Origin of the sequence: Stutzerimonas marianensis, assembly GCF_022810315.1 — a bacterium.
GTDB classification, from domain to species: domain Bacteria; phylum Pseudomonadota; class Gammaproteobacteria; order Pseudomonadales; family Pseudomonadaceae; genus Stutzerimonas; species Stutzerimonas marianensis.
Genome location: NZ_JALGRD010000002.1, coordinates 182,326 through 207,554 on the forward strand (window position 1 = coordinate 182,326; position 25,229 = coordinate 207,554).

27 protein-coding genes are annotated in these 25,229 nt (G+C 63.9%); 4 read left to right on the plus strand and 23 right to left on the minus strand.

Going from position 1 to position 25,229, the window contains the following annotated elements; all coding sequences use genetic code 11:
* Window positions 1–10 precede the first annotated feature (10 nt).
* From fleN to flhA, 3 genes are all read right to left on the minus strand, one after another.
* A complete protein-coding gene (gene fleN / locus MST27_RS03880; protein WP_243604703.1) occupies window positions 11–838 on the minus strand; it encodes a flagellar synthesis regulator FleN in 828 nt (275 codons plus the stop codon).
* A 91-nt stretch (window positions 839–929) separates the two neighbouring features.
* Window positions 930–2,219, minus strand: coding sequence for a flagellar biosynthesis GTPase FlhF (gene flhF, locus MST27_RS03885; RefSeq protein ID WP_243604704.1), 1,290 nt, complete (start codon window positions 2,217–2,219; stop codon window positions 930–932).
* Between the two features lie 15 nt (window positions 2,220–2,234).
* On the minus strand, window positions 2,235–4,355 hold the full coding sequence (gene flhA / locus MST27_RS03890; RefSeq protein WP_243604705.1) for a flagellar biosynthesis protein FlhA: 2,121 nt from the start codon (window positions 4,353–4,355) through the stop codon (window positions 2,235–2,237).
* A gap of 238 nt (window positions 4,356–4,593) precedes the next feature.
* On the opposite strand from flhA, the gene sodC reads away from it, so the two are divergent.
* Window positions 4,594–5,115: a superoxide dismutase [Cu-Zn] SodC gene (sodC, locus tag MST27_RS03895; protein ID WP_243604706.1), complete on the plus strand. Its 522-nt coding sequence runs from the start codon at window positions 4,594–4,596 to the stop codon at window positions 5,113–5,115.
* Between the two features lie 56 nt (window positions 5,116–5,171).
* Here sodC and flhB read toward each other — a convergent pair whose 3' ends face one another.
* From flhB to fliE, 18 genes are all read right to left on the minus strand, one after another.
* Window positions 5,172–6,308 carry a flagellar biosynthesis protein FlhB gene (gene flhB / locus MST27_RS03900; RefSeq protein ID WP_243604707.1) on the minus strand — a complete coding sequence of 379 codons (1,137 nt, stop codon included), beginning with the start codon at window positions 6,306–6,308 and terminating at the stop codon, window positions 5,172–5,174.
* A gap of 39 nt (window positions 6,309–6,347) precedes the next feature.
* Complete coding sequence (gene fliR, locus MST27_RS03905; protein WP_243604708.1) at window positions 6,348–7,127, minus strand: flagellar biosynthetic protein FliR; 780 nt, start codon at window positions 7,125–7,127, stop codon at window positions 6,348–6,350.
* Between the two features lie 33 nt (window positions 7,128–7,160).
* Entirely contained in the window at window positions 7,161–7,430 is a 270-nt protein-coding gene (gene fliQ / locus MST27_RS03910) for a flagellar biosynthesis protein FliQ (RefSeq protein WP_243604709.1), read from the minus strand.
* Between the two features lie 15 nt (window positions 7,431–7,445).
* On the minus strand, window positions 7,446–8,222 hold the full coding sequence (fliP, locus tag MST27_RS03915) for a flagellar type III secretion system pore protein FliP (protein WP_423707487.1): 777 nt from the start codon (window positions 8,220–8,222) through the stop codon (window positions 7,446–7,448).
* The gene (gene fliO, locus MST27_RS03920; protein WP_243604710.1) at window positions 8,222–8,641 is read right to left on the minus strand and encodes a flagellar biosynthetic protein FliO; all 420 of its coding nucleotides are present in this window, start codon (window positions 8,639–8,641) and stop codon (window positions 8,222–8,224) included. Before fliO ends, fliP begins: the two co-directional genes overlap by 1 nt.
* Window position 8,642: 1 nt before the next feature.
* A complete protein-coding gene (gene fliN / locus MST27_RS03925) occupies window positions 8,643–9,113 on the minus strand; it encodes a flagellar motor switch protein FliN (protein ID WP_243604711.1) in 471 nt (156 codons plus the stop codon).
* Between the two features lie 42 nt (window positions 9,114–9,155).
* On the minus strand, window positions 9,156–10,127 hold the full coding sequence (gene fliM, locus MST27_RS03930) for a flagellar motor switch protein FliM (RefSeq protein ID WP_243604712.1): 972 nt from the start codon (window positions 10,125–10,127) through the stop codon (window positions 9,156–9,158).
* 12 nt (window positions 10,128–10,139) lie between these two features.
* Window positions 10,140–10,676, minus strand: a complete 537-nt coding sequence (gene fliL, locus MST27_RS03935) for a flagellar basal body-associated protein FliL (protein ID WP_243604713.1) — start codon at window positions 10,674–10,676, stop codon at window positions 10,140–10,142.
* A gap of 224 nt (window positions 10,677–10,900) precedes the next feature.
* Window positions 10,901–12,157, minus strand: coding sequence for a flagellar hook-length control protein FliK (locus tag MST27_RS03940; protein WP_243604714.1), 1,257 nt, complete (start codon window positions 12,155–12,157; stop codon window positions 10,901–10,903).
* 63 nt (window positions 12,158–12,220) lie between these two features.
* The gene (locus tag MST27_RS03945) at window positions 12,221–12,529 is read right to left on the minus strand and encodes an Hpt domain-containing protein (protein WP_243605046.1); all 309 of its coding nucleotides are present in this window, start codon (window positions 12,527–12,529) and stop codon (window positions 12,221–12,223) included.
* A 75-nt stretch (window positions 12,530–12,604) separates the two neighbouring features.
* Window positions 12,605–14,308, minus strand: a complete 1,704-nt coding sequence (locus tag MST27_RS03950; RefSeq protein ID WP_243604715.1) for an ATP-binding SpoIIE family protein phosphatase — start codon at window positions 14,306–14,308, stop codon at window positions 12,605–12,607.
* Window positions 14,309–14,614, minus strand: a complete 306-nt coding sequence (locus MST27_RS03955) for an STAS domain-containing protein (RefSeq protein ID WP_243604716.1) — start codon at window positions 14,612–14,614, stop codon at window positions 14,309–14,311.
* Between the two features lie 178 nt (window positions 14,615–14,792).
* Window positions 14,793–15,245, minus strand: coding sequence for a flagellar export protein FliJ (gene fliJ / locus MST27_RS03960; protein WP_243604717.1), 453 nt, complete (start codon window positions 15,243–15,245; stop codon window positions 14,793–14,795).
* Window positions 15,246–15,248: 3 nt separating this feature from the next.
* Window positions 15,249–16,607, minus strand: coding sequence for a flagellar protein export ATPase FliI (gene fliI, locus MST27_RS03965; RefSeq protein WP_243604718.1), 1,359 nt, complete (start codon window positions 16,605–16,607; stop codon window positions 15,249–15,251).
* Complete coding sequence (gene fliH / locus MST27_RS03970) at window positions 16,597–17,376, minus strand: flagellar assembly protein FliH (RefSeq protein WP_243604719.1); 780 nt, start codon at window positions 17,374–17,376, stop codon at window positions 16,597–16,599. The genes fliI and fliH overlap by 11 nt, the downstream gene beginning before the upstream one ends.
* Window positions 17,377–17,395: 19 nt before the next feature.
* Window positions 17,396–18,412 carry a flagellar motor switch protein FliG gene (gene fliG / locus MST27_RS03975; protein ID WP_243604720.1) on the minus strand — a complete coding sequence of 339 codons (1,017 nt, stop codon included), beginning with the start codon at window positions 18,410–18,412 and terminating at the stop codon, window positions 17,396–17,398.
* Window positions 18,405–20,192, minus strand: a complete 1,788-nt coding sequence (fliF, locus tag MST27_RS03980; RefSeq protein ID WP_243604721.1) for a flagellar basal-body MS-ring/collar protein FliF — start codon at window positions 20,190–20,192, stop codon at window positions 18,405–18,407. Before fliF ends, fliG begins: the two co-directional genes overlap by 8 nt.
* Window positions 20,193–20,207: 15 nt before the next feature.
* On the minus strand, window positions 20,208–20,537 hold the full coding sequence (gene fliE / locus MST27_RS03985) for a flagellar hook-basal body complex protein FliE (RefSeq protein ID WP_243604722.1): 330 nt from the start codon (window positions 20,535–20,537) through the stop codon (window positions 20,208–20,210).
* A 288-nt stretch (window positions 20,538–20,825) separates the two neighbouring features.
* Here fliE and MST27_RS03990 point away from each other — a divergent pair, with 288 nt between their 5' ends.
* Window positions 20,826–22,013, plus strand: coding sequence for a benzoate/H(+) symporter BenE family transporter (locus tag MST27_RS03990; protein WP_243604723.1), 1,188 nt, complete (start codon window positions 20,826–20,828; stop codon window positions 22,011–22,013).
* A gap of 74 nt (window positions 22,014–22,087) precedes the next feature.
* Here the strand turns inward: MST27_RS03990 and MST27_RS03995 are convergent, their stop codons facing one another.
* Entirely contained in the window at window positions 22,088–22,849 is a 762-nt protein-coding gene (locus tag MST27_RS03995) for an SDR family oxidoreductase (protein ID WP_243604724.1), read from the minus strand.
* A gap of 212 nt (window positions 22,850–23,061) precedes the next feature.
* Between MST27_RS03995 and MST27_RS04000 the strand changes: the two genes are divergently transcribed.
* Complete coding sequence (locus tag MST27_RS04000; RefSeq protein WP_243604725.1) at window positions 23,062–24,066, plus strand: NADP-dependent oxidoreductase; 1,005 nt, start codon at window positions 23,062–23,064, stop codon at window positions 24,064–24,066.
* Window positions 24,067–24,102: 36 nt separating this feature from the next.
* Here MST27_RS04000 and pyrF read toward each other — a convergent pair whose 3' ends face one another.
* Window positions 24,103–24,798, minus strand: a complete 696-nt coding sequence (gene pyrF / locus MST27_RS04005; RefSeq protein ID WP_243604726.1) for an orotidine-5'-phosphate decarboxylase — start codon at window positions 24,796–24,798, stop codon at window positions 24,103–24,105.
* 153 nt (window positions 24,799–24,951) lie between these two features.
* On the opposite strand from pyrF, the gene MST27_RS04010 reads away from it, so the two are divergent.
* The gene (locus MST27_RS04010; protein ID WP_243604727.1) at window positions 24,952–25,119 is read left to right on the plus strand and encodes a DUF2897 family protein; all 168 of its coding nucleotides are present in this window, start codon (window positions 24,952–24,954) and stop codon (window positions 25,117–25,119) included.
* The last annotated feature ends 110 nt before the right edge of the window (window positions 25,120–25,229 follow it).

Here is a 25,229-nt window from a genome sequence, read left to right on the forward strand (position 1 = left end):
CCAGCCGCTGTCAGTCGTGTGCGTTTGCGGTGGGCCTGACCAGGCGCTCCACAAAGAACTCAAGGTGGCCACGCGGGTTCGCCGGCAGCGGCCAGGTGTCGATCTTCTGCGCGATGGCCTTGAACGCCAGCGAGCATTTGGCTCGCGGGTAGGCCTCGTAGACCGCGCGCTGTTTCTGAACGGCCTTGCGAACCGCCTCGTCGTAGGGAACCGCGCCGACGTACTGCAGGGCGACGTCAAGAAAACGTTCAGTCACCTTGGTCAGCTTAGCGAATAGATTGCGTCCTTCCTGCGGGGCGTGCGCCATGTTCGCCAGCACCCGGAACCGGCTGATGCCGTAGTCGCGGTTGAGCAGTTTGATCAGCGCGTAGGCGTCAGTGATCGACGTCGGCTCGTCGGTGACGACCAGCAGGACCTCCTGCGCCGCCCGCACGAAGCTCACGACACCGTCGCCGATGCCGGCGGCCGTATCGATGATCAGCACGTCGATGTCGTTGCCGATTTCGCTGAAGGCCTGAATCAGACCGGAATGCTGCATCGGCGACAGCTGCACCATGCTTTGCGTGCCGGACGCGGCGGGCACGATGCGCACGCCGCCCGGCCCCTGGATCATGACATCGCGCAGATCACAGTCACCGGCGATCACGTCCGCCAGGGTGCGCTTGGCCGTCAAGCCGAGCAGCACGTCGACGTTGGCCAGGCCAAGGTCGGCGTCGAGCAGCACGACACGCCGACCGAGGTCGGCCAGCGCCAAGGAAAGATTGACCGATACGTTGGTCTTGCCGACGCCACCTTTGCCGCCGGTCACTGCAATAACCTGTACGGGATGAATACCCATCATCAAACGCCTATATCTTGCTGGGGCCCGCAGGCCATCGATGCGTTCAGCCCGAACGCGTCTAGTGTTTCGCTCTCACGCAGCGCCCTGTTCATCCCGCCCTCCGCGAAGATCCGTTGTACAGGCCGGAGAACATGTCAGCCATCGTTTCCTCGCTGGGCGACTCTTCGGATTGCAGACTCACCGCCCGGCTGACCAGTTGATGCGTCCGTGGCAGCTGGAGATCCTCTGGAATGCGCGGACCGTCGGCGAGGTAGGCAATCGGTAGATGCTGGCTGATGGTCAGCCCGAGCACGTCGCCCAGAGTACCCGCCTCGTCAAGTTTAGTCAGGATGCAGCCCGCCAGCCCGCAAGGCCGGTAGTGATGCCAGGCCGCCTTCAGCACCTGGCTCTGGCTGGTCGCCGCGAGCACCAGATAGTTCTTCGAACGCACGCCCCGATCGGCCAATGCCTGAAGCTGCAGGCGCATCATCGGATCGCCCGCCGGCAGACCGGCGGTGTCGAGCAGGATCAGCCGCTTGCGCGCGACCGGCTCCAGGCTCTTGCTCAGCGGCTGGCTCGGGTCGATCTGGATCACCGGCACGTTGAGGATACGGCCCAGAGTCTTGAGCTGTTCCTGAGCGCCGATACGGTAGTTGTCCATGCTCGCCAGGGCGATGCTCTGCGCGCCGTGCTTGAGGACATGGCGTGCGGCGAGCTTGGCCAGGGTCGTGGTCTTGCCGGCGCCGGCCGGGCCGACCAGGGCAATCACACCGCCCTCTTCCAGCGGCTCGTGCTTGGTCACCTTGATCGACTGGGCCAGGTGCGCCAACAGCATGCGCCAGGCCTGACGCTGATCGCTGATCGCGGCCACCTTCTCCAGCAGCCCGCGCGACAGGTCCGCCGGCAGGCCGAGGCGCTGCAGGCGACGCCACAAGCCGGCCTGCTGCGGGCGACGATTCTGCTCGTGCCCCCAGGCCAACGACCCGAGCTGCACTTCGATCAGCTCCCGCAGCCCCTGCAATTCGGACTGCATGGCCTCGACGGCACGCGAGTCGAGTGCCGATGCTGCCATCGCGGCAGCAGGCGCAACGGCAGGCTTGGCGCTCGCGGCAGGTTTCTCGTCAAGCAACTGACGGTCGCGTGCCGGCTCCGTGTGCGGCGCGCTCAGTTCGGCATGCGCGTTGGCGATACGGGTCTGAGTCTTGCGCAGCTCCGCCTCGAGCGCCGGATTCGGCTGCTTGGGCGCCACCGCCTCCATCGGATAATCGAGCACGGCCGTCAGCTCGACGCCACCGGCCACACGGCGATTGCCAGTGATCACGGCATCAGCGCCCAGCTCGTCACGAATCATCTTCATGGCGATACGCATGTCGGCTGCGAAGAAACGTTTGACCTGCATGGCCTGTACCCTCGGTTAATTCTGACCCACCGTCGAAACGATGGTGACCTGCTTGTTATCCGGTATTTCCTGATAGGCCAGGACATGAATGTTGGGGACTGCCAGCCGGGCGAATCGCGAGAGCATCGCGCGGACCGGGCCGGCCACCAGCAGGATCGCCGGCTTACCCATCATTTCTTGACGCTGTGCCGCATCTACCAGAGACCGTTGCAACTTTTCGGCCATTCCCGGCTCGAGAAGAATGCCATCTTCCGAACCCTGTCCGGCCTTCTGCAGGCTATTGAGCAATATCTGTTCCAACCTGGGTTCAAGCGTGATCACAGGCAGCTGCGGCTCAAGCCCCACAACGTTTTGCACGATTGCGCGGGACAGCGCGACCCGCACGGCCGCCACCATCGCGGCGGGATCTTGACTCTTGGTGGCCACGTTCGCGATGGCTTCGGCGATGGTGCGGATGTCGCGGACCGGTACCTGCTCCTGCAGCAGCGCCTGCAGCACCTTGAGCAGTGTCGACAGCGAGATCATCCCCGGCACCAGTTCCTCCGCGAGCTTCGGCGAACTCTTGGCCAGCAGCTGCATCAGCTGCTGGACTTCCTCATGCCCGAGCAGCTCGTGCGCATGCTTGTGCAGGACCTGGTTGAGGTGCGTAGCGACCACGGTGCTCGCATCCACCACGGTGTAGCCGAGCGACTGCGCCTGGTCGCGCTGACTGGCCTCGATCCAGACCGCCTCCAGCCCGAACGCCGGGTCCTTGGCGGCGATGCCGTTGAGCGGGCCGAACACCTGCCCGGGGTTGATCGCCAGCTCGCGGTCGGGATAGACCTCGGCTTCAGCCAGGCTCACTCCCATCAGCGTCAAGCGATAAGCGTTGGGCAGCAGATCGAGGTTGTCGCGGATGTGCACCGACGGCATCAGGAAGCCGAGGTCCTGCGACAGCTTCTTGCGAACCCCCTTGATACGGGCCAGCAACTGGCCGCCCTGGTTGCGATCGACCAGCGGAATCAGGCGATACCCCACTTCCAGGCCAACCATGTCGACGGGCGTCACGTCGTCCCAGCCGAGTTCCTTGGTCTCCGCGGCGCGCTGGGCGGGCAGCGTTTCCTGCTGTTTCTGAACCTCCTGCTCGGTTTTCGCCTTGGCCTGCTTCTGACGGTGCCAGATCCAGTAGGCCCCACCGGCTGCCACGGCGCCAAGTCCGAGAAAGGACATGTGCGGCATGCCGGGGACCAGGCCCATGGCGATCATGATGCCTGCCGACACCGCAAGAGCCTTCGGCGAGGCGAACATCTGGCGGTTGACCTGCTGGCCCATGTCTTCGGAGCTGGTCACGCGGGTCACCATGATCGCCGCGGCGGTCGAGAGCAGCAACGAAGGGATCTGCGCAACGAGGCCGTCACCGATGGTCAGCAGCGCATAGACCTGACCGGCTTCACTGAAGCTCATGCCATGTTGCGCCATGCCGATGCCCACGCCACCGATCAGGTTGATGAACAGAATCAGCAGACCGGCGATGGCATCGCCGCGCACGAACTTGCTGGCACCATCCATCGAGCCGTAGAAATCGGCTTCCGAGGCCACCTCGACCCGGCGCTGCTTGGCTTCGACCTGATCGATCAGGCCGGCGTTGAGGTCCGCATCGATCGCCATCTGCTTGCCCGGCATGGCGTCGAGGGTAAAGCGCGCGCTTACCTCGGAGATGCGCCCGGCACCTTTGGTGACCACGACGAAGTTGATGATCATCAGGATCGCGAACACGACGATACCGACAACGTAGTTGCCGCCGATCACCACGTTACCGAAGGCTTCGATCACATGGCCTGCCGCGGAGCCGCCTTCATGGCCGTTGATCAGCACGACTCGGGTCGAGGCCACGTTCAGCGCCAGCCGCATCAGGGTCGCGACCAGCAGAATCGTCGGGAACACGGCGAAGTCCAGCGGCCGCAGCGCATAGACGCTGACCAACAACACCACGATCGACAGCGCGATATTGAAGGTGAACAGCAGGTCCAGCAGGAACGGCGGCACCGACAGCATCATCATGCCCATCATGACGAGCAGGAGCAGCGGCACGCCGAGGTTGCCGCGCCCAGCGCCGGTCAGGCCATTGCGAATATTGACGAGTTGCGTGCGATCCACGAAGACCCCGACAGAACAGTTCCAAAGAATTGACGCCTGAAGCGCCCTGTACGGGTTGATAGCAAGAAGGGGTCCAACTTCGGCATCGCAGCCGACACGGGCGATTCCTTGCAAGGCCGGCAGCTCGATTGCGAACCGACCGCAGCCATCAAAGTCTCAAAAAGAACGTCGTGCGGCGCCTACCGCGCGACGACTTCCGGCGGCCAGGCCCGCCATCGACAGGCACAGGAGTCTTGCAATGAAACAGTGGATCATCGCGGCGCTCGCGGGCTGCGCGGTAGTCGGCGCCAACGCCGAAACGCTCAACGTCCAGGTCAAGGCGGTCAATGCCCAGGGCGTCGGCGACAGCGTCGGTACGGTAAAGATCGAAACCAGCGAGTACGGGCTGGTGTTCCGCCCGGAACTGTCGGGGCTCGAGCCGGGCACCCACGGTTTCCACATTCACGCCAAGGGCAGCTGCCAACCCGAGGACAAGGACGGCAAACCCGTTCCCGCAGGGGCAGCCGGCGGGCATTGGGACCCGCAGAATACCGGTAAGCACGGTGAGCCCTGGGGTGACGGTCACATGGGCGACCTCCCGGCCCTGATGGTCAACAGCGACGGCAAGGCGAATCAACCGGTACTGGCGCCGCGCCTGAAGAGCCTTGGCGACATCAAGGGGCTGGCCCTGATGGTCCACAAGGGCGGTGACAACCACGCCGACCACCCCGAGCCGCTCGGCGGTGGCGGTGCGCGCGTCGCGTGCGGATTGATCGAATAAGAAAGCAGCTGGAGGCTGAAGGGCTTGCGCTTCAGACCTCCGGCTACCCGCTCACCTCACTCATCCTTTCTCAGATCAGGCGGAATCGGCAGGTTGCCCAACGGGTCGGGCCGCTTGCCCCTGCCGGAGCGGTACTGGCGCAACTGGTAGACGTAGGCCAGGACCTGGGCAACGGCCAGGTACAGGCCGGCCGGAATCTCGTGCTCGAGTTCGGTGGAGTAGTAGACCGCACGCGCCAGGGCCGGCGACTCGAGGATCGTCACCTCGTGCTCGCGGGCAATCTCACGAATCTTCAGCGCAACGAAATCGCCACCCTTGGCGACCAGCCTGGGGGCAGCGCTTTTGTCGCCGTCATACTTGAGCGCAACGGCGAAGTGCGTGGGGTTGGTGATGACCACGTCGGCTTCCGGCACCGCCTGCATCATGCGCCGCTGCGCGGCGTCGCGCTGCAGCTGGCGAATCCGCGACTTGACCTCCGGCTTGCCCTCGCTGTCCTTGTACTCGTCGCGTACCTCCTGCTTGGTCATCATCAGCTTCTGCTTGTTGTCCCAGAGCTGGAACGGCACGTCGACCGCGGCGATGAGGATCAGGCCACAGGCCATCCACAACGCGCACCAACCCACCACTTCGGCGCTGTGCATGATGGCCAGGTCCAGCGGCTGCTTGGCGATGGATAGCAGGTCGTCCTCATAGGCGGCGAGCACCGCCAGCGCCACGAGCAGCACGACGAAGAATTTCGCCAGCGCCTTGAGCAACTCGACCAGTGCCTTGGTCGAAAACATCCGTTTCAGACCGGGGCCCGGATTCATCCGGCTGAACTTGGGTGCCATGGCCTTGCCGGAGAACAACCAGCCGCCCAGCGAGATCGGCCCGATGATCGAGACGATCATCAGCACGATCAGCAGCGGCATGATGGCTTCCAGCGCAATCATGCCGCTGCTCATCAACAGCCGCACCATGGCGCCTTCGTCCAGCAGCGTCTCGCGGCTGAGTTCGAAGCTGCCCTGCATCATCGCCATCAGGCTGCCGGCCAGGCTGCCACCGGACGCCAATAAACCGCCGATGCCGCCCAACGTGACCGCCACGGTATTCAACTCGCGTGAACGAGCGATCTGGCCTTTTTCACGGGACTCACGGAGGCGTTTCTCTGTGGGTTCCTCGCTTTTGTCGGCACCGCTTTCGCTCTCAGCCATGCTGGGCCTCCGCCGATCTTGGATGGACGAGTGGGCTCATCAGCGCAGCCCGATCAGTTCGCGAAGCATCGCCAGCGCTTCGCTGACAAAGGTCTGGTACTGCGCCAGGATATCGGCCATGCCGATCCAGACGAGGACCAACCCGAGCACCAGGGTCAGAGGAAAGCCGATCGAGAAGATGTTCAGCTGCGGTGCCGCCCGGGTCATCAGGCCGAAGGCCAGGTTGACGACCAGCAAGGCGGTGATGGCCGGCAATACCAGCAATAACCCCGCGCCCATGACCCAACCGAGCTTGCCGGCGACGTCCCAAAAATGGTTGGTGCCGACCAGCCAGCCACCGATCGGCAGCGTGACGAAGCTTTCGGACAGGATCTCCAGTACGACCAGGTGCCCGTTCATGGCGAAGAACAGCAGAATGACCAGCATGTTGAAGAACTGGCCGATCACCGGTACCGACACGCCGTTGGCCGGGTCGACCATCGAGGCGAAGCCCAGGCCCATCTGCATCGCCAGAATCTGCCCCGACACGATGAACACATGGAAGAACAGCTGGAGCACGAAACCCAGCATGACCCCGATGAGTATCTGTTCGGCAATCAGCACCAGCGCCTCTGCGCTGAGCGCCTCGACGACCGGCACCGCCGGCAGCGTCGGCACCAGCACCACCGAAATGGCCAGCGCGAGGTAGAGGCGGATACGCATCGGCACGAGCTGCGAGCCGATGATCGGCATGCTCATCAGTAGCGCGGCAATGCGGAACATGGGCAGCAGGAACTGGCCGACCCAGGCGCCAATCTGCGCATTGCTGAGTTCAAGCACTTCGTTTGCCCCTGCGCGACACCACGGCCGTCTTCACCCGATGATCAGGGGAATGTTCTGGACGAGGCCCTGGGTGTACTCCATCAGCTCGCGAACCAGCCAGGGGCCGGCCCAGATCAGCGTCACCAGCATGACCAGCAGGCGTGGCAGGAAGCTCAGGGTCTGCTCGTTGATCTGGGTCGCCGCCTGGAACATGGCGACCACCAGCCCCACCAGAAGGCTTGGCATCACCAGCACGCCAACGATCATCGCGGTCATCCACAGCGCTTCCCGGAACAGATCAACCGCGACTTCAGGTGTCATGCGTGCCTCCCAGGGCTAGAGCGTGCCGAAACTGCTGGCGAGCGTACCGATGATCAGCCCCCAGCCGTCGACGAGCACGAAGAGCATGATCTTGAACGGCAGCGAGATGATCAGCGGCGACAGCATCATCATGCCCATCGCCATCAGCACGCTGGCCACCACCATGTCGATGATGAGGAACGGGATGAAGATCATGAAGCCGATCTGAAAGGCCGTTTTCAGCTCGGACGTGACGAAAGCCGGGACCAGGATGGTCAGGGGCGCGGCGTCCGGAGTCTGGATGTCGGTCCGGCGCGACAGGCGCACGAAGAGCTCCAGATCGCTTTCGCGCGTCTGCGCCAGCATGAAGTTCTTCAGCGGTACTTCCGCCCGCGCCAGGGCATCTTGCGCCGACAACTGCTCGTTCAGGTAGGGCTGCACCGCCTCGTTGTTGATGCGTTCGAACACCGGCGCCATGATGAACAGCGTGAGGAAGATCGTCAGCCCGACGAGAATCTGGTTCGAAGGCGTCTGCTGCAAGCCAAGCGCCTGACGCAGGATCGAAAAGACGATGATGATCCGGGTGAAGCTGGTCATCAGCATGACGAACGCCGGGATGAAGCTCAGCGCCGTCATGATCAGCAGGATCTGCAGGCTGACCGAATACTCCTGCTGACCCTCGGCGTCGGTGCTGAGGGTAATCGCCGGAATCGACAATGGATTGTCGCCCTGGCCGATCAGGGAACCGGCGTCCTGCCCCATTGCCAGCGGCGCGGCGAGCACCAGCAGGAGCGTCAGCAGCAGTCGACGCATCAGGGCTTGTCCTTCTGGTCCCGACCCAGCAGCTCCATGAGGCGCTGGGCGAATTCCGGGTTGGCCGGCTCGGCGTCCGGCAGATGCACTGGCTCCTTGAGCACGTGCAGCGGCGTGATGCGACCGGCACTCAGGCCGACCAGCACCTGCTCGCTACCCACCTGCACCAGCACCAGACGCTCGCGCGGGCCCAGCGCCTGGGTGGAGATCAGCTTGATCGCCTGGTTGCTGCGCGGGTTCAGCTGCTGCATGCGACGAAGGGCCCAGGCGAGCGCGAAAATCAAGCCGATGACCAGCAGCAGCCCAAGCAGCAGCTTGGTCATCTGAGCCCCCATGCCGCTGGATCCGACACTGGCCGCCGGCTCGGCCGCCATCGCCGGCAAGGCCAGCGCCCAGGATAGAAAGGCGAATGTCTTCATCTCAGCGCAGCTTCTTGATGCGTTCGCTGGGGCTGATCACGTCAGTCAGGCGGATGCCGAACTTCTCGTTGACCACCACCACTTCGCCATGTGCGATCAGCGTGCCATTGACCAAGACGTCCAGCGGCTCGCCGGCCAGACGATCCAGCTCCACCACCGAACCCTGGTTGAGCAGTAGCAGGTTGCGAATACTGATCTCGGTGCTGCCCACTTCCATGGAAATGGACACCGGGATATCCAGGATCACGTCCAGGTTCGGCCCTTCCAGCCCGGCGGGGTTGCCGGCATGCTTGGGTGCGCTGCCGAACTCCTCCAGCGGTGCGCGCGGAGGGCTCGGTGCGGCCGCCGGCCCCTGATTCAGCAGCGCATCGATGTCGTCCTGATTGGCATCGCCCGCCTCGGAGAGCGCGGCTGCCCACTCGTCGGCCAACGCCTGTTCTTCCGGGGATGTGTTTTCGAATTCGTCTGCCATTGCGATTCCTCGACCGGCTGGTAATGGAGTAGATGGGCTCGATCAGCGCGGGCGCAGCACGGATTCGAGCACCTGCAGGGCCAGATTGCCCTTGTGCGCGCCCAGCTTGACCTTGAAGGCCGGCATGCCGTTGGCGCGCATGATCATGTCTTCGGGCATTTCCACCGGGATTACATCGCCCGGTTGCATGTTCAGGATGTCGCGCAGCTTCAGCTGGCGCCTGACGACGGTCGCGCTGAGCGGCACGTTGACGTCGAGGATGTCCTCGCGCAGCGCGTTGACCCAGCGTTCGTCCTGATCGCTGACATCGGACTGGAAACCCGCATCGAGCATCTCGCGAATCGGCTCGATCATCGAGTACGGCATGGTCACGTGGAAGTCCCCACCGCCGCTGTCGAGCTCGATATGGAAGGTCGACACCACGACCACCTCGCTCGGGCTGACGATGTTGGCCAGGGCAGGGTTCACCTCCGAATGGACGTACTCGAAATTGACGTCGAGCACGGCATGCCAGGCTTCCTTGAGATCGACGAAAGCCTGGTCGAGCACCATGCGCACCACGCGCAATTCGGTCGGCGTGAATTCGCGCCCCTCGATCTTGGCGTGGCGGCCGTCACCGCCGAAGAAATTATCGACCAGCTTGAATACCAGCTTGGCGTCGAGGATGAACAGCGAAGTGCCGCGCAGCGGTTTGACCTTCACCAGGTTGAGGCTGGTCGGCACATACAGTGAGTGGATGTATTCACCGAACTTCATGACCTGGACGCCACCGACCGAGACGTCCGCCGACCGGCGCAGCAGGTTGAACATGCTGATCCGCGTATAGCGCGCGAAACGTTCGTTGATCATCTCCAGCGTCGGCATGCGCCCGCGGACGATGCGGTCCTGGCTGGTAAGGTCGTAGCTCTTGATGCTGCCCGGCTCGGCGTCGCTCTCGGTATCGACCAGACCGTCGTCCACACCATGCAGGAGCGCGTCGATCTCGTCTTGCGAGAGCAGGTCTTGAACAGCCACTGGCACGGCCCCCTATTGCAGTACGAAATTGGTGAACAGCACTTGCTCGATGGCAAGCTTGCCGATTTCCTTCTGGGCCAGCTCCTGCACGCTCACGGTTGCCTGCTGGCGCAGCATTTCCTGGCCCACCGGAGTCGCCAAAGCGGCGAAGTCCTGGCTGGAGAACAGCATGACCAGTTGATTGCGCAACAGCGGCATGTGTTCCTTGAGCGCGTCGAGTGCCGCCTGGTCACGCGACATCAGGGCGACGCCCACTTGCATGTAGCGCGGCCGGCCGCCGGTGTTGCTGAAATTGACCACGAACGAAGGCGCCAGCACTTCGTACACCGCCGGCTGGCGCTGAGGCGCGGCCGCCTCGGCCTTGGCGGCATCCTCGGCTGGTGCCTCCGATTCCCCCTTGCCCATGAAATACAGCGTAGCGCCAACCGACAGGCCAACCGCCAGCAGCAGACCGACCACGATCAGGATGATCAGCTTGAGCTTGCTCTTGCCACCGGCCGGTGCGGCGCCGGGTGCCGCGACATCGGGTGGTCCCTGTTTCTTAGCCATGCCAAATATCCGTCATCACCAGGTGATTCCACTGCGTTCAAAGGGTTAGGAGCAACTGCTGTGCCAGAGTATCGACCAGCGAGGGGCGGCAGTAAATGCCGTGCGGTCATGCCGCCCTCGCGGTCTGCCATGAGGGACGACAAGTTGTTGGAATGGCGATGCTTGAAAAAAACGGGGAGGCACCTGGCCAGGCCGTCATGCGAGGCCTGGCCACGGTGCGTGAATCAGGCGTAGTAGTCCACCAGCCCCCGGTCGCCGCCACCCCGATTGCTGCGAATTTCCGTCATGCCTTGCACGGCATCTTCCTCATCCCCAGCGCCGAAGCCGGCGATGCTCCGCCCCCCGCGCCCCTCGTCACCGCCCTGCCCTTGGCCCTGCCAGCCGCGCGCCAGCGATTGGTCGGACACGTTGACGTCCATCGTCATGCCTTGCTGGGTGAACATGTCGCGCAGGCGCTGCATCTGGCCTTCCAGCGCGTCCCGAACGCCGGCGTGCGGGCTGAGGAAGGTGACCTGCGCCTGATCCTTGTGCATGTCGATGCGGACCTCCATGCGCCCCAACTCGGCCGGGTCCAGCTGGATTTCGGCTGATTTGAGGTTCTGACTGGACATCCACATCACCCGATCGACGACCGCTTCACTCCAGCCCGACTGCTGAACCTGCACCGGCTGGCCAGGCACCAGCGCCACCGGGCGCTGGACCTGCAGCGGTTGCTGCGCGACAGCTTGCGCCAGCGGATTGAGGCGGTTGATGGCCGATTCGGCCGCCGCTGTACGGGTCTCCTTGGGCGTATCGAGCTGCTCGAGCAGTTCACCGAAGTCTTCCTCCGAGGACACTTCAGCCAGCGCCTCGGCACCCTCCTCGGCCACCTGCAAGGGGGCGACTTGCTCGGCCTGCTCCTGCCCAGACATTTGCTGCGCCATGAGCATCGGGGACAGCGGACCCTTCTGCCCGGACGCCTGCGCGTCCATCGACACACGCTGGCCCGCCAGTAAAACGTCAGAGGTGGACGAATCCCCTTCAGCCGGGTTCGTCTGCATCGACGGCAGTCCTGCCAGGAATTCGTCGCCACTCGGCAACGACGGCGCGCTTTCGGTTGGCACCTCGGCCGGCGCGCTCCCCAGTCCGAGCAGCAACAAGGGATCCACCTCGGTCTCCTCGGTCAGCTCAGGGCTATCGGTGGCAACCTCTTGCGTGGCTGGCAAATCGTTGCCGCTCTCGGCGGTAACCGGCTTCGACGTGCCGTCGGTCGCGGCGGTTTCCTGACTCGGCTTTTCCGCGGCCGTTTTGTCCCGGGCCGGCTTGGCACTGGCCTCATGACGCTCGGCGGGCTTGGCCTGGCGCTCCTTGGCATAGACGTTGGCGAAGCTGGAAGGCTCGTCGCGGCTGGGCTGTGACGTGGGTTTGGCCGCCGTGCCAGTAGCCTTTGGCGCAACCGCAGGGGCCTTGATATTGAGTAGCAGATCGGGGGAAACGGCCATGGGCTTTCCGCTCAAGGTGATGACTTCGAAGCAGAGAAAGCAAACTCCGGGCCAGTCTTCCTGTTAGCCGAGCCCGCCGAAGCGCTGGCGCTCGGCCCGGTACAGAATGCGAACGATGGCGAACTCGCGCTCGATGCGCTCGATCAAGCCCGGCGCGGCGCCAAGCTGTTCGCGGCGTGCGGTCTCCTCGAGTTCACGACAGAGTTCCGCCAGCAAGGCAGCCCCCATGTTGCTGCAGCTGCCCTTGAAGCTGTGAGCCGCCTGGCGCAGTTGCTCCGGTTCGCCAGCGTCCGAGGCGCGCTTCAACAACCGCAAGCGCTCTTCGGAGTCGACCAGGAACGTATCGAGCAGGACCGGATATTCCGCCTCCATGACCTCCTGAAGCGTTACCAGCACCCGACTGTCGAGGTGATCGGCCACAGCTGTCCTCCTGGCAAGAAGCCTGAATTATGCATGAGCGCCCCAATGGAACTCCACGCTGAGGACCTTCCCTTCGCGATCCCAATGGAACCGCTCGGTCAATTGATTGATCATCCGCAGCCCGCGGCCATCCAGCGATTCAGCGCGGTACTGCTTGTTCAGCACCTCGGCCACGTCGAACCCCGGGCCGCTGTCGCTGACACAGACACGCAGCCAGCCCGTGCCGCCTTCGCCGCGAACCGTCAGCTGAATCGACACGCTTCCCTCGCGCAGTTGTTCCAGGCGGCGCTGACGCTCGTCGTAATACTGCGTGAAGCCAGCCGCATCGCATTTCATCGACGAATCCAGCAGCAGCACGCCATGCTCCAGCGCATTGGAGTACAGCTCGCTGAGCACCGTGTAGAGCGTGCCCGCGCGCTGGCGCAACGGCGGAACCTGCAGCAACATCTGCATCAACATCGGCAAAGGATTGGCGGTACGCAGGCTGTCGGGGCGCAGCTCGATGCGGGTGGACCAATCCATTGGCCGCAACGGCCGGGCGCCAAGCGGGAATTGACCGAACGGATTGCTCAGGGAGGCTGGCGTGTCGGCCACGTTCACCTCCACCAGGCTCAGGTCATCGAGCATCTGACCGTGAAAGGCGCTCAGTGCCTGCTGGATCTCGTCGAACAGCTGGGCGGGCTCACGATTGGCGTCCATGACGGCCAGCAGGCGAGCCTCACCGAACAGCTCGTCGTTGGCATTGCAACTTTCCAGAACCCCGTCGGACATCAGCAGCAGGCGATCGCCGACAGCCAGCGGCAGGGTCTCGAAGCGATCATCGAACGCGGCGCTGTCCTGCACGCCCAGCGGCAGATGGCGAGAGGTCAGCGGCACGCGCTCACCCTGCCCGGACCGGAGCAGGTAACCATCCGGCAGGCCACCGTTCCAGACACGCAGCATGCCCTGGCTGAGGTTGATGTCGAGAAAGGTCGCGCAGCAGAACATCTCGACCGGCAGGATCAGCTTCAGCTTGGCGTTGATCTCGCGAAGGATGTCGCTGCTCGAATAGCCCTTGGCCGTCATGCCATAGAAGGTTTCCGCCAGCGGCATGGCGCCGATCGCGGCCGGCAGCCCGTGGCCGGTGAAATCACCGAGCAGAACGAAAAGCCGCTCGGCCGGCGCATGCGCGGCGAGCAACAGGTCGCCATTGAACAGTGCCCGAGGCGACTGGTGGTAGCGGATGTTGGGGGCGTTGAGGCAGCCGCTATGCGCCACCTTGTCGAAGATCGCCTTGGCCGCACGCTGTTCGTCGAGCAATTGCTGGTTGCGCCGTGCGATCAGGTCGCGCTGTTCGAGCACCGTGGCCTGCAAGCGCCGCAGCCGGTGCATGGCCTGAATCTTGGCTTCGAGAATGATCGGGTTGTAAGGCTTGGCAATGAAGTCGTCGCCGCCCGCCTCCAGACAGCGGACCAACGCCTCGTTCTCGGTCAGCGAGGTGAGAAAGATGATCGGCACCAGTTCGTTGCCGGCCAGCTGCTTGATCTGCCGCGCCGCCTCGAAGCCATCCATCACGGGCATCAGCGCATCCATCAGGATCAGATGGGGCCGCTCGCGCTCGAATATCTCGACCGCGTCGGCCCCATTGGGCGCGGTGAGCACGCGATGGCCCTGCCGCGCGACGATGGCGGCCAGCAACATGCGATCGGCTGCACCGTCCTCGGCGATGAGTATGGAAAGCCTGCGTGGCATTCAGGCGATGGCGAACAGTTGTTCGAAGTTGGAAACCGAAAGGACCTTGCGCACGTCAGGGTTGCACTTGATCAGGCGGATATCGGCCTTGTCGCCACCGGCGTGGTCGCGCAGCAACAGCAGCATGCCGAGAGCGGAACTGTCGAGATAGGTCGCTCCGCTGAGGTCGACCACGTAACGCTTGGGAGTGCAATCGACGCGTTGGTAGGCGTCGCGAAACGCCTGGTGGGCATTGAAATCGAAACGCCCCTGGATGGTAATGGTCAGCTCTTGTCCATCTGCCGATAGCTGTGAACTGATGGTCATGTAGCACTCCTAATCCTAACGAGGTCGCGGCCCTGCGCCACGGCTGTCGTGTGTTGCTGGATTGGCGCTGGCATCGCCGGTGGCGCCTCTTCTGCCAGCGCCTGCGGCTTCAATGACCAGCCGTGCTGTTGCAAAGAAGCTGATGAAGATTTAGCACCCAAACCTACGCGCAGCAAGCTCATTCCTGTTTTGGCCGGCCGGCGAGTCGCTGGGAGAATTCGTCGAGCAGCTTCTGCTCGCGCTTGTCCGCGGCCGTACGCGCCTCCTGCAGATAGCGGTCGACCAGCTTGCGCAGCCCGTCGAGCCTGGCCCGTCGCTGCTGCCATTGCTCACGTAGTTTGTCGAGGTTGTTGCGGTGCCAGTCCAGGCTGCGTTGCTGCTGGGCAATGGCCGATTCGAGTTGCGAGAGGAAGCGCTGATAATTGACCAGCCATTGCCCGGAGACGCCCTGGCTGCCCTGGTTCAGCCACTGCTGCTGGTAGTCGCTGAAGTACTGCCGCAGCTCCTCGAGCTTGGCCTCTGCCTGCGCCACCTGCGTCTGGCCCTGGCCGAACAGCCTCGCGGCATCACGCTCGGCACGTTCGGCCATGTCGATCACCGGCCCGAGACGTGCCGCACGGCTTGCCGACACCGCTTAGTTCGCCGCTTTCGGGTTGAAGACGTTGTTCAGCGAGACCTGGCTCTGTGTCAGCCCCTCGGCCTCGTCGAGACCCTGCCTGAGGTAGCGGACCATCTCGGCCTGGCGCGCAATCGCCAGGTCGGTCTCCGGATCGCCACCGGGCACGTAGGCGCCTACGCTGATCAGGTCTCGGCTCTGCTGGTAGCGCGACCAGAGCTGCTTGAAGCGTTGCGAGCCGCGCAGATGCTCTTGGCTGACCACAGCCGGCATGACCCGGCTGATGGAGGCCTCGATGTCGATCGCCGGGTAATGACCTTCCTCGGCGAGCCGACGCGACAGCACGATATGACCGTCGAGCACGCCTCGGGCGGCATCGGCGATGGGGTCCTGCTGATCGTCCCCCTCGGACAGTACGGTGTAGAAGGCGGTAATCGAACCGCCGCCCTTCTCCGCGTTGCCGGCACGCTCGACCAGACTCGGCAGTTTGGCGAACACCGACGGTGGGTAGCCCTTGGTCGCCGGCGGCTCGCCAATCGCCAGGGCGATCTCCCGCTGGGCCTGCGCGTAGCGGGTCAGCGAGTCCATCAGCAGCAGCACGTTCTTGCCCTTGTCACGAAAATACTCGGCGATGCGGGTGCAGTATTGCGCGGCGCGCAGGCGCATCAGGGGCGCATCGTCAGCTGGCGAGGCGACGACCACCGAGCGCTTGATGCTCTCCTCGGTGAGGATGTGCTCGATAAATTCCTTTACTTCGCGGCCCCGCTCACCGATCAACCCGACCACGATAACGTCGGCCTCGGTGAAGCGCGTCATCATGCCGAGCAGCACGGACTTGCCGACGCCGGTCCCGGCGAACAGGCCAAGGCGCTGACCGCGCCCGACCGTCAGCAACCCATTGATGGAGCGAATGCCGACGTCCAGCGGTTCACTGATCGGGTGGCGCTTAAGCGGGTTGATCACCGGGCCGTCCATCGGCACCCAGTCCTCGGCCTTCATGCCACCCTTGCCGTCCAGCGCTCGTCCCGCGCCGTCGAGCACTCGCCCCAGCATGGAGGTGCCCATGGGCAGACGTCCGGTATTGGGCAACGGTACGACACGGGCTCCGGGCGCGATCCCGGCCAGGCTGCCGACCGGCATCAGGTAGAGTTTGCCGCTGGCAAACCCCATCACCTCCGCCTCGACCTGGGTTGGGTGATAGCTGTCTTCGTTGATCACCAGGCAGCGGCTGCCCACCGCCGCGCGCAAGCCTTCGGCTTCGAGCGTCAGCCCGACCATACGCAACAACCGACCCTCAAGGATCGGCTGACTGGGAAGTTTGATCGCCTGGCCATAGGCTTCGAAACGCCGGGCGAAGCTGGTGCGTTCAAGGCGCATCGGGCTGTTCCGCGTCGAGGTCGATGTGCAGGTCGGCTTCCGGGGGGCTGGTCGCATTCTCCCGCTGTTGGTCGAACAACTGGGCAATCGCCTGTGCCAAGCGCGTCTCGACGCTGGCGTCGATACGGCTCTGCTCGGTCTCGACGCGGCAGCCGCCGGGCAACAGGTCGCTGTCCTCGAGTATCCGCCAGGTTTCTTCGTGGCGCTCGCGTAGCGCCTTCACCAGCTCGAAGTCCTGAGGGTTGACATGGATGCGCACATTGCTGGCGCCCATGGGCAGCAGCTTGAGCGCCTCGCGCAACACCTGGCGAATCTGGCTGGAATCGATCAGCAGGTCGCGCTGGATGACCTCACGAGCGAGCTGGCTGACCAGCGTGACCATGGCGTGCTCGAGATTGCGGTCCTGATCGGCGATGGGCTCGAGCAATTGCCCCATCAGCGTCTCGAGGCTGGCCAGCTTTGGAGCCAGCGCAGCGTCGGCTTCCTGTCGCGCTTTCAACTGCCCGGCATGAAAACCGTCCTTTTCACCGGTGCTGAAGCCTTCGTTGTAGGCCTCCTGGCGAATCGCCTCGAGCTCGTCGAGCGTCAGCGGTTTGACTTCCTCGACGGGAACGTCCTCGCTGTGCGCCAGCTCGGCTTCTTCAAGCGGCTGCTCCGGCGCCTCCGGTTCCGGTGCGCCACCAAGCGGATCGAAGCTCGGCAAGGCCCAGCGATCGAAGACATTGACGTCTTTCGCGCGGATCACATCGCTGGGGTTTTCCTTCGACATCGAATCAGAGCCCTACTGCTTAGATCATTTCTTCGCCGCCCTTGCCGCCGAGCACGATTTCTCCGGCTTCGGCCATGCGACGGGCGATGGTGAGGATTTCCTTTTGCGCACCTTCCACTTCGCTGATGCGCACCGGCCCCTTGGCTTCCAGATCGTCGCGCAGCAGTTCGCCGGCGCGCTTGGACATGTTCTTGAAGACCTTTTCCTTGATCGCCTCGTCTGCGCCCTTGAGCGCCATCACCAGTACGTCGGAGGATACTTCGCGCAGCAGCACCTGGATGCCCCGGTCGTCGACATCCGCCAGGTTGTCGAACACGAACATCAGGTCTTCGATCTGGGAGGACAGGTCCTCGTCGACTTCGCGGATGGCATCCATCAGCTGGCCTTCGACCGAGCTGTCGAGGTAGTTCATGATGTCCGCCGCACGCTTGACGCCGCCGAGGCTCGCACGCGTGGTGTTCGAGTTGCCGGAGAACTGCTTCTCCAGAATCAGGTTCAGCTCCTTCAACGCCGCCGGTTGCACAGTGTTGAGCGAGGAGACGCGCAGCACGATGTCCAGACGCACCTTGTGGTCGAAATGCGAAAGCACCTCGCCGGCCTGGTCAGGGTCGAGATAAGCCACCACGATCGCCTGGATCTGGGGGTGCTCGTAGCGAATGACATCGGCCACGGCACGCGGCTCCATCCACTTCAGGCTGTCCAGGCCGCTCGTGTTGCCGCCCAGCAGGATACGGTCGATCAGGCCGCCCGCCTTGTCCTCTCCCAGCGCCTGGGTGAGCATCTTGCGGATGTAGCCGTCCGAACCGACGCCGAGGCTGGTCTGATCGCCGACGATCTCGACGAACTCGCTCATTACCGATTCGATCTGGTTCTTCTGCACGTTGCGCAGCTGCGCCATGGCCGTGCCGACCTTCTGCACTTCCTTCGGGCCAAGGTGCCGCAGGACCTGCGCGGCATCGGCCTCGCCGAGCGAAAGCAGGAGAATCGCGGCCTTGTCGACCTTGTTCATCTTGGCGGGAACCCGTGCGTCACTCATCTGCGTTGATCCACTCTTTGACGACCTGCGCTACCCGGCCCGGATCGTCGGCTACCAGATTCTTGATGGCATTCAATTGCGCATCGTACCCCTCGGTCGGGCTCGGCAGCATGATGCTCTGCGGCCCGCTCAGACTGACCCGGTCACTGGCCAGCGCACCATCGATGCCTTCCATGTCGCCCAGCTCGGCATCGCCTGCGCCGACCGGCGCCAGTTCCTTGCCCTTGCCGGCATTGGTCAGGTTGTTCAGCACCGGACGCAGCACGCCGAACACCAGCACCAGGATGAACAGTACACCCAACACTTGTTTGACGATGTCCCAGAACCAGGGTTGCGTGTAGAACGGGCTGTCGACGAACGTCTCTTCCATCGAGTCGCTGGCGAACGGCGCATTGATCACGCTGACGCTGTCACCGCGGCTGGCATCGAAGCCAACGGCGTCTTGTACCAAACGGGTGAAGCGCGCCAGTTCTTCGGCACTGCGCGGAACCCGCGTGGCCTGGCCATCGGCGGACACCACCACCTGGTCATCCAGTACCACCGCGACGGAAAGCCGGCGCAGGCGACCCTGTTGTTGCTTGGTGTAGCTGATGGAACGGTCAAGCTCGTAGTTGCGGGTCGACTGCTCGCGCTTGTCGGCCGGATATGGCGCCAGCATCGGCTGGCCGGTGGCCGGGTCCATGACCTGCTGACCATTGGCATCGAGCAGCGGCTGGCCGGGGGCGATCGCGCCTGCCGGCGCTGCACCGGCGACCGCGTTCTCCGGCGCGGCGGCCGGGCCCGGCGGTTGGTTGCTCAGGGCACCCGGAACACCTTGCGGGCCGAGGCTGCTCTGGCGCTGTTCGTTGACGCTCTGCTCGCTGCGCAGGGCCGGCTGGTCCGGGTTGAACGTCTCGGACGTCGACTCGACGGCGCTGAAGTCCACGTCAGCCGATACCTCGGCCTTGTAACGACCGTTGCCCAGCACCGGCTGCAGGATGTTGTGCACGCGTTGGGTGTAGAGGCTCTCCATGCGGCGGCTGTAGTCGAACTGCTTGCCGGCCATGCTCAGTTCGGTCAGCTCCTGCTGGTCGGACAGCAGGTTGCCCTTCTGGTCGACCACGGTGATCTGAGACTTGGTCAGCTCAGGCACGCTGGTGGCGACGAGGTTGATGATGGCCATCACCTGGCTCGGCTCGAGGCTGCGCCCCGGATAGAGTTCGACCAGAACCGACGCGCTCGGCTTGCGCTCGTCACGAACGAACACCGAACTCTTCGGGATCGCCAGGTGGACACGCGCGCCCTTGACGTTGTTCAGGCTGGAAATGGTGCGACCCAGTTCCCCCTCCAGACCACGGCGATAGCGGGTGGCCTCCATGAACTGGCTGGTGCCAAGCCCCTGTTCCTTGTCGAGGATTTCGAAACCGATGTTGCTGTCGGTCGGCGCAATGCCGGCGCTGGCGAGTTTCAGGCGCGCACGCGCCAGATCGTCTGCCTTGACCAGCAGCGCACCGGAGTTCGGCTCGACGGTGTAGGTGATGTCCGCGGCGGTCAGCGTCTCCATGACCTGATTGGCGTCCATCCCGGCCAGGCTGCCGAGCAGCGGGCGATAGTCCGGCTGCTGCGACCAGAGCACCACGGCAAAGCCGATGGCCACACTCGCGGCCAGGCCGACCAGCAGGCCAATCTGCCGCAGCATCGACATCTCGGAGAGGTTTTCAAGGAAAGACAGGCCAAACAGCGGCTTCTTCGGAGCATCCGAATCGACCGCGACGGGAACCTTGCTAAGCACTTCAGCCATTGATCAAACCCTGCCTTAGACCGGCATCTGCATGATGTCTTGATACGCCTGGACCAACTTGTTACGCACCTGGGTCATGGCCTGGAAGGAGACGCTGGCTTTCTGCGACGCGATCATGACGTCGGTCAGATCGACACCGCCCTGCCCCATCTCGAAGGCGCTGGCCAGTTGACTGGACGCCTGTTGGGTTTCGCTCACCTTGTTGACGGCCTGGCCGAGCATGTCGGAAAAGCTCGGCGCACCCACTTCCTGCGGGGCGGACACGGGCTTGGAGCGAGCCATTGCGTCGGTCTGCATGGCGCGCATTTCCAGCATCAAGCGGTTGAATTCGATACCCTGGCTCATCGTTCCTCCAACAGCTGCGGTTTTTTTGACGCTTCGCAGCAGGCACAGGGGTAATAGCAACATCGGTGCCAGAACAGTTTCGAGAGGGACGAGAGGCAGGCCGAAAACTGCCAGGCCCAAGGCCAACGGCGCCGAGGAAGCCAGGCAAAGCCGCACCAGCCCCACGCCTCGTCCAGCCTTCGGCGTGTATTGACTCCCCTTGCTGTTACGCCAATCGCCGCGCCTGCTGTACGGTGACGTCTGCCGCGGCGCGCTCTAGGCTAAACGGCCGGACTCAAAGGAATCGCCATGACGGACGCTACTCGCTCCCTACCTCGCCCGCTCGCCGACACCACGGCCTCGACCATGGTGGCCGGGTTCATCGCCATGCTGACCGGCTATACCAGCTCGCTCGTGCTCATGTTCCAGGCGGGCCAGGCGGCCGGTCTCAGCGAGGGCCAGATCTCGTCATGGATATGGGCGCTGTCCATCGGCATGGCGATCTGCAGCATCGGCCTGTCGCTTCGCTATCGCGCGCCGGTGGTCATCGCCTGGTCGACGCCTGGTGCCGCCCTGCTCATCACCAGCCTGCCAGGCGTACCTTACGGGGAAGCCATCGGTGCCTTTATCTTCGCCTCGGCCCTGATCGCGCTGTGCGGGCTGACCGGCAGCTTCGATCGACTGATGCGCAGGGTGCCCGCCTCGCTGGCCGCCGCCCTGCTGGCAGGGGTGCTCTTCAACATCGGCATCGAAATCTTCCGCGCGGTGGAAGTGCAGCCGCTACTGGTGCTCGGCATGTTCTTCACCTACCTGGTGGCCAAGCGTGTGCAGCCCCGTTATGCGGTACTCGGCGCGCTGCTGGTCGGCTGCCTGATCGCCGGGCTGTCCGGACTGCTGGACTTCCAGCGCCTGAGCCTGCGCATCGCCGTACCGGTCTGGACCACCCCATCGCTGTCCGTTGCAGCCATCTTCAGCATAGGCATTCCGCTGTTCGTCATCGCCATGGCCTCGCAGAACATGACGGGGCTGGCGGTGCTCCGTGCAGAAGGCTACGACACACCGGCATCGCCGCTGATCTCGGTGACCGGCATCGCCTCACTGCTGCTGGCACCCTTCGGCTCCCACGGCATCCACCTAGCGGCGATCACCATGGCCATCTGCGCCGGGCCGGAGGCGCATGCCGACCGGGGCAAGCGCTACACCGCGGCGGTCTGGTGCGGGGTGTTCTACGGTATCGCGGGTATCTTCGGCGCGACGCTGGCGGCGTTGTTCGCGGCCTTTCCCGCCGCGCTGGTGTTGTCGGTTGCCGCACTGGCCTTGCTCGGCTCGATCGGGTCGGGGCTGACCCAGGCGATGCAGCAACCCAGTGAGCGCGAGGCTGCGCTGGTCACCTTCATGGTGACCGCCTCAGGGCTCACGCTGTTCGGCATCGGAGCGGCGCTCTGGGGGCTGATCGCGGGGGTTCTGACGTTGGTGATCCTGAAGGGTCGCGGGTGAGGTGGGCGGCATGATGCCGCCTGCTGCGTTCAGGACGGATGCGGTCGTACGGCATGACCGCTGAGAGCAACGACCTAGATAGCCGTCGCCCCACCATCCACAGCCAAGGCATGGCCCGTCGTGAACCCCGCCCCATCGCTACACAGATAGAGCACCGCCGCCGCGATCTCCTCCACCTTGCCGATGCGTCCAACCGGGTGCATCGCCGCGGCGAACTCGGCTTTGCGCGGGTCCGCCTCATAGGCGCGGCGGAACATGTCGGTGTCGATCACCGCCGGGCACACCGCATTGACCCGTATGCCCTTCTTGGCATACTCGATGGCCGCCGACTTGGTCAGCCCGATCACCGCATGCTTGGACGCCGAGTAGATACTCATCTTGGGTGCCGCACCAAGGCCGGCGACCGAGGCGGTGTTGACGATCGCACCGCCCCCCTGCGCCAGCATCACGGGTAGCTGGTGTTTCATGCACAGCCAGACACCCTTGACGTTGACGCCCATGATGGCATCGAACTCGGCCTCGCTGCCCTCGGCCAGCTTACCCTGCTCGATCTCGATCCCGGCGTTGTTGAAGGCGTAGTCCAGCCGGCCATACGCCTCGATGGTCTGCTGGACCAGGGCGCGAACCTGCTCATCGCGTGTGACGTCGCACCGAACGAACCGCGCGTCCCCACCTGCTTCCAGGATGGCCTCGACACAGGCCTTGCCACCGGTCTCATCGAGATCGGCCACGACGACCTTCAATCCCTGCGCGGCAAACGCGAGGGCGGTAGCGCGGCCAATGCCCGCTGCGGCACCGGTAACCAGCGCGACCTTTCCGGCGAATGACATGCTCATGCGTAGTTCCCTTGTTCGTATATGGAGAAGCCGAGCGCCTGGCGTGACCAAGGCTGGCGAATCGGTCACTGTTATACCGCCAATGCGGGACAAGTCATAAGTTGCTCGCCCGATATCACTCGCGCCGATGCCCGTGCATTTCAGATCCCCCCACCACTTGCAGGTCAGGACCCGAGGGGCTAAACCAAAGGTTTTCCTGATCAGAGGCTCCCATGGACAAGACCAATCGCCAATTCCTGTTGGCCAAACGCCCGGTCGGTGCGCCGGGCCGTGACACCTTCGACTTCGTCGAGACGCCGGTGAGCGAGCCGGGACCTGGGCAGATTCTCGTCAAGGTGGAGTACCTGTCGCTGGACCCCGCCATGCGTGGCTGGATGAACGATGCCAAGTCCTACATCCCGCCGGTCGGCATCGGCGAAGTGATGCGCGCGCTGGGTGTCGGCAAGGTCATCGCGTCTCAGCACCCCGGTTTCGCCGAAGGCGATTACGTCAATGGCGCGCTGGGCGTCCAGGAATACTTCCTCGGTGAGCCCAAGGGGTTCTACAAGGTCGACCCGAAGCAGGCACCGCTACCGCGCTACCTTTCCGCGCTCGGCATGACCGGCATGACCGCCTATTTCGGCCTGCTGGCCGTAGGCGAACCCAAGGCGGGCGAAACGGTGGTGATCTCCGGAGCTGCCGGCGCGGTGGGCAGCGTTGCCGGGCAGATCGCGAAGATCAAGGGGTGCCGTGTGGTCGGGATCGCAGGCGGTGCGGACAAGTGCCGCTTCCTGACTGACGAGCTCGGTTTCGACGCTGCGATCGACTACAAGAGCGAAGACGTTGCCGCCGGCCTGAAGCGCACCTGTCCGAAAGGCGTGGACGTGTTTTTCGACAATGTCGGCGGGGACATCCTCGACGCCGTGCTCACCCGCATCACCGTCGGCGCACGCATCGTCATTTGCGGGGCGATCAGCCAGTACAACAGCACCGATGCGGTCAAAGGCCCGGCGAACTACCTGTCGCTGCTGGTCAATCGAGCCCGCATGCAGGGCATGGTGGTCATGGACTACGTCTCGCGCTATCCCGAAGCGATGAAAGACATGGCGCAATGGATGCAGAGCGGCCAGCTCAAGAGCAAGGAGGATGTGGTCGAAGGCCTCGAAACCTTCCCGGACACCCTGATGAAGCTCTTCACCGGCGGCAATTTCGGCAAGCTGGTCCTGAAAGTCAGCTGAGCCGCACGTCGGCCACTGGAGCGACCGACTTTTGCGTCATGCCAGCTCCGCTACGACCGCAGCCAACGCCCTCGCCGGATCACCGGACTGGGCGATTGGCCGGCCGATAACCAGGAAATCGGATCCAGCCGCCATTGCCTCGGCGGGCGTCAGGATCCGGCGCTGGTCATCCGCCGCGCTACCGGCCGGTCGGATGCCGGGCGTCACCAGTTGCAACGTTGGGAATTGTGCCTTGAGCGGCTGCGCTTCCTGGGCCGAACACACCAGGCCATCCAGCCCGGCCCTGGCCGCCAGCCCGGCCAGCCGTAGCACCTGCTGCTGGGGGGGGATATCCAAACCGATATCCGACAGGTCCTGCTGCTCCATGCTGGTCAGCACCGTCACACCGATCAACAGCGGCTTGGCCCCGTTTGCCTTGTCCAGCGCTTCCCGGCAGGCAGCCATCATCCGCAGACCTCCGGAACAGTGCACGTTCACCATCCACACGCCCAGCTCGGCTGCCGCACGGACCGCCATCGCGGTGGTGTTCGGAATGTCGTGGAATTTCAGGTCGAGAAACACCTCGAATCCCTTGGCCTGCAAAGCCTCGACGATATCCGGGCCACAGCGGGTGAACAGCTCCTTGCCCACCTTTACGCGGCACAGCGCCGGATCCAGGCGGTCGGCCAACGCCAGCGCGGCATCACGGGAAGGGAAGTCGAGCGCAACGATGATGGGGGTCTGGCTGGGCATGGGCAATCCTCGTCAAAATCCGGCGCGCATTGTGGCAGAAATCCACCGTTTCGGCGGCGTCCAGCGCCCACGAGACCTTTCCGCCCACTGGAATGGCGTCGCCTTGCGCCACAGCGTAAGGTGACGACATAGAGTCTATTCAGGAGTGCGTAGATGCCCTGGTACATCTGGTTGCTATTGGCCGTGGTCCTTGGTTCGATCATCGGCGGCTTGATCATGTTGAAAGCCGGGGCCCGCAAGATTCCGCTGACCGAGGAGCAAAAACAGCGGATCGCCCGACGCAATGCCGAAGCGGATGCCGAGGACGCCCGCGACCGCTAGCCGATCGCGGGCGAGATCACCGGTCCCGACATCCTTGCGGGAACACAGCCCAAACGTTCAGTGATGGCGTTTCGCCTTTATCCGGGCGATCATTCTTGCCTTCGTAAGGA

Bases quoted from the DNA above. Each gene is read 5' to 3' on its own strand.
- fliI (WP_243604718.1), bottom strand. From the start codon at position 16,607: ATGCGCCTTGAACGCACCAGCTTCGCCCGGCGTTTCGAAGCCTATGGC.
- MST27_RS03950 (WP_243604715.1), bottom strand. From the start codon at position 14,308: ATGCCACGCAGGCTTTCCATACTCATCGCCGAGGACGGTGCAGCCGAT.
- pyrF (WP_243604726.1), bottom strand. From the start codon at position 24,798: ATGCCCAGCCAGACCCCCATCATCGTTGCGCTCGACTTCCCTTCCCGT.
- MST27_RS04000 (WP_243604725.1), top strand. From the start codon at position 23,062: ATGGACAAGACCAATCGCCAATTCCTGTTGGCCAAACGCCCGGTCGGT.
- fliO (WP_243604710.1), bottom strand. From the start codon at position 8,641: ATGAAGACATTCGCCTTTCTATCCTGGGCGCTGGCCTTGCCGGCGATG.
- fliG (WP_243604720.1), bottom strand. From the start codon at position 18,412: ATGAGTGACGCACGGGTTCCCGCCAAGATGAACAAGGTCGACAAGGCC.
- fliP (WP_423707487.1), bottom strand. From the start codon at position 8,222: ATGCGTCGACTGCTGCTGACGCTCCTGCTGGTGCTCGCCGCGCCGCTG.
- fliN (WP_243604711.1), bottom strand. From the start codon at position 9,113: ATGGCAGACGAATTCGAAAACACATCCCCGGAAGAACAGGCGTTGGCC.
- MST27_RS03990 (WP_243604723.1), top strand. From the start codon at position 20,826: ATGACGGACGCTACTCGCTCCCTACCTCGCCCGCTCGCCGACACCACG.
- fliH (WP_243604719.1), bottom strand. From the start codon at position 17,376: ATGTCGAAGGAAAACCCCAGCGATGTGATCCGCGCGAAAGACGTCAAT.
- fliF (WP_243604721.1), bottom strand. From the start codon at position 20,192: ATGGCTGAAGTGCTTAGCAAGGTTCCCGTCGCGGTCGATTCGGATGCT.
- fleN (WP_243604703.1), bottom strand. From the start codon at position 838: ATGGGTATTCATCCCGTACAGGTTATTGCAGTGACCGGCGGCAAAGGT.
- MST27_RS04010 (WP_243604727.1), top strand. From the start codon at position 24,952: ATGCCCTGGTACATCTGGTTGCTATTGGCCGTGGTCCTTGGTTCGATC.
- sodC (WP_243604706.1), top strand. From the start codon at position 4,594: ATGAAACAGTGGATCATCGCGGCGCTCGCGGGCTGCGCGGTAGTCGGC.
- MST27_RS03995 (WP_243604724.1), bottom strand. From the start codon at position 22,849: ATGAGCATGTCATTCGCCGGAAAGGTCGCGCTGGTTACCGGTGCCGCA.
- fliQ (WP_243604709.1), bottom strand. From the start codon at position 7,430: ATGACACCTGAAGTCGCGGTTGATCTGTTCCGGGAAGCGCTGTGGATG.
- MST27_RS03940 (WP_243604714.1), bottom strand. From the start codon at position 12,157: ATGGCCGTTTCCCCCGATCTGCTACTCAATATCAAGGCCCCTGCGGTT.
- fliE (WP_243604722.1), bottom strand. From the start codon at position 20,537: ATGAGCCAGGGTATCGAATTCAACCGCTTGATGCTGGAAATGCGCGCC.
- MST27_RS03955 (WP_243604716.1), bottom strand. From the start codon at position 14,614: ATGACCATCAGTTCACAGCTATCGGCAGATGGACAAGAGCTGACCATT.
- flhF (WP_243604704.1), bottom strand. From the start codon at position 2,219: ATGCAGGTCAAACGTTTCTTCGCAGCCGACATGCGTATCGCCATGAAG.
- MST27_RS03945 (WP_243605046.1), bottom strand. From the start codon at position 12,529: ATGGAGGCGGAATATCCGGTCCTGCTCGATACGTTCCTGGTCGACTCC.
- flhB (WP_243604707.1), bottom strand. From the start codon at position 6,308: ATGGCTGAGAGCGAAAGCGGTGCCGACAAAAGCGAGGAACCCACAGAG.
- fliL (WP_243604713.1), bottom strand. From the start codon at position 10,676: ATGGCTAAGAAACAGGGACCACCCGATGTCGCGGCACCCGGCGCCGCA.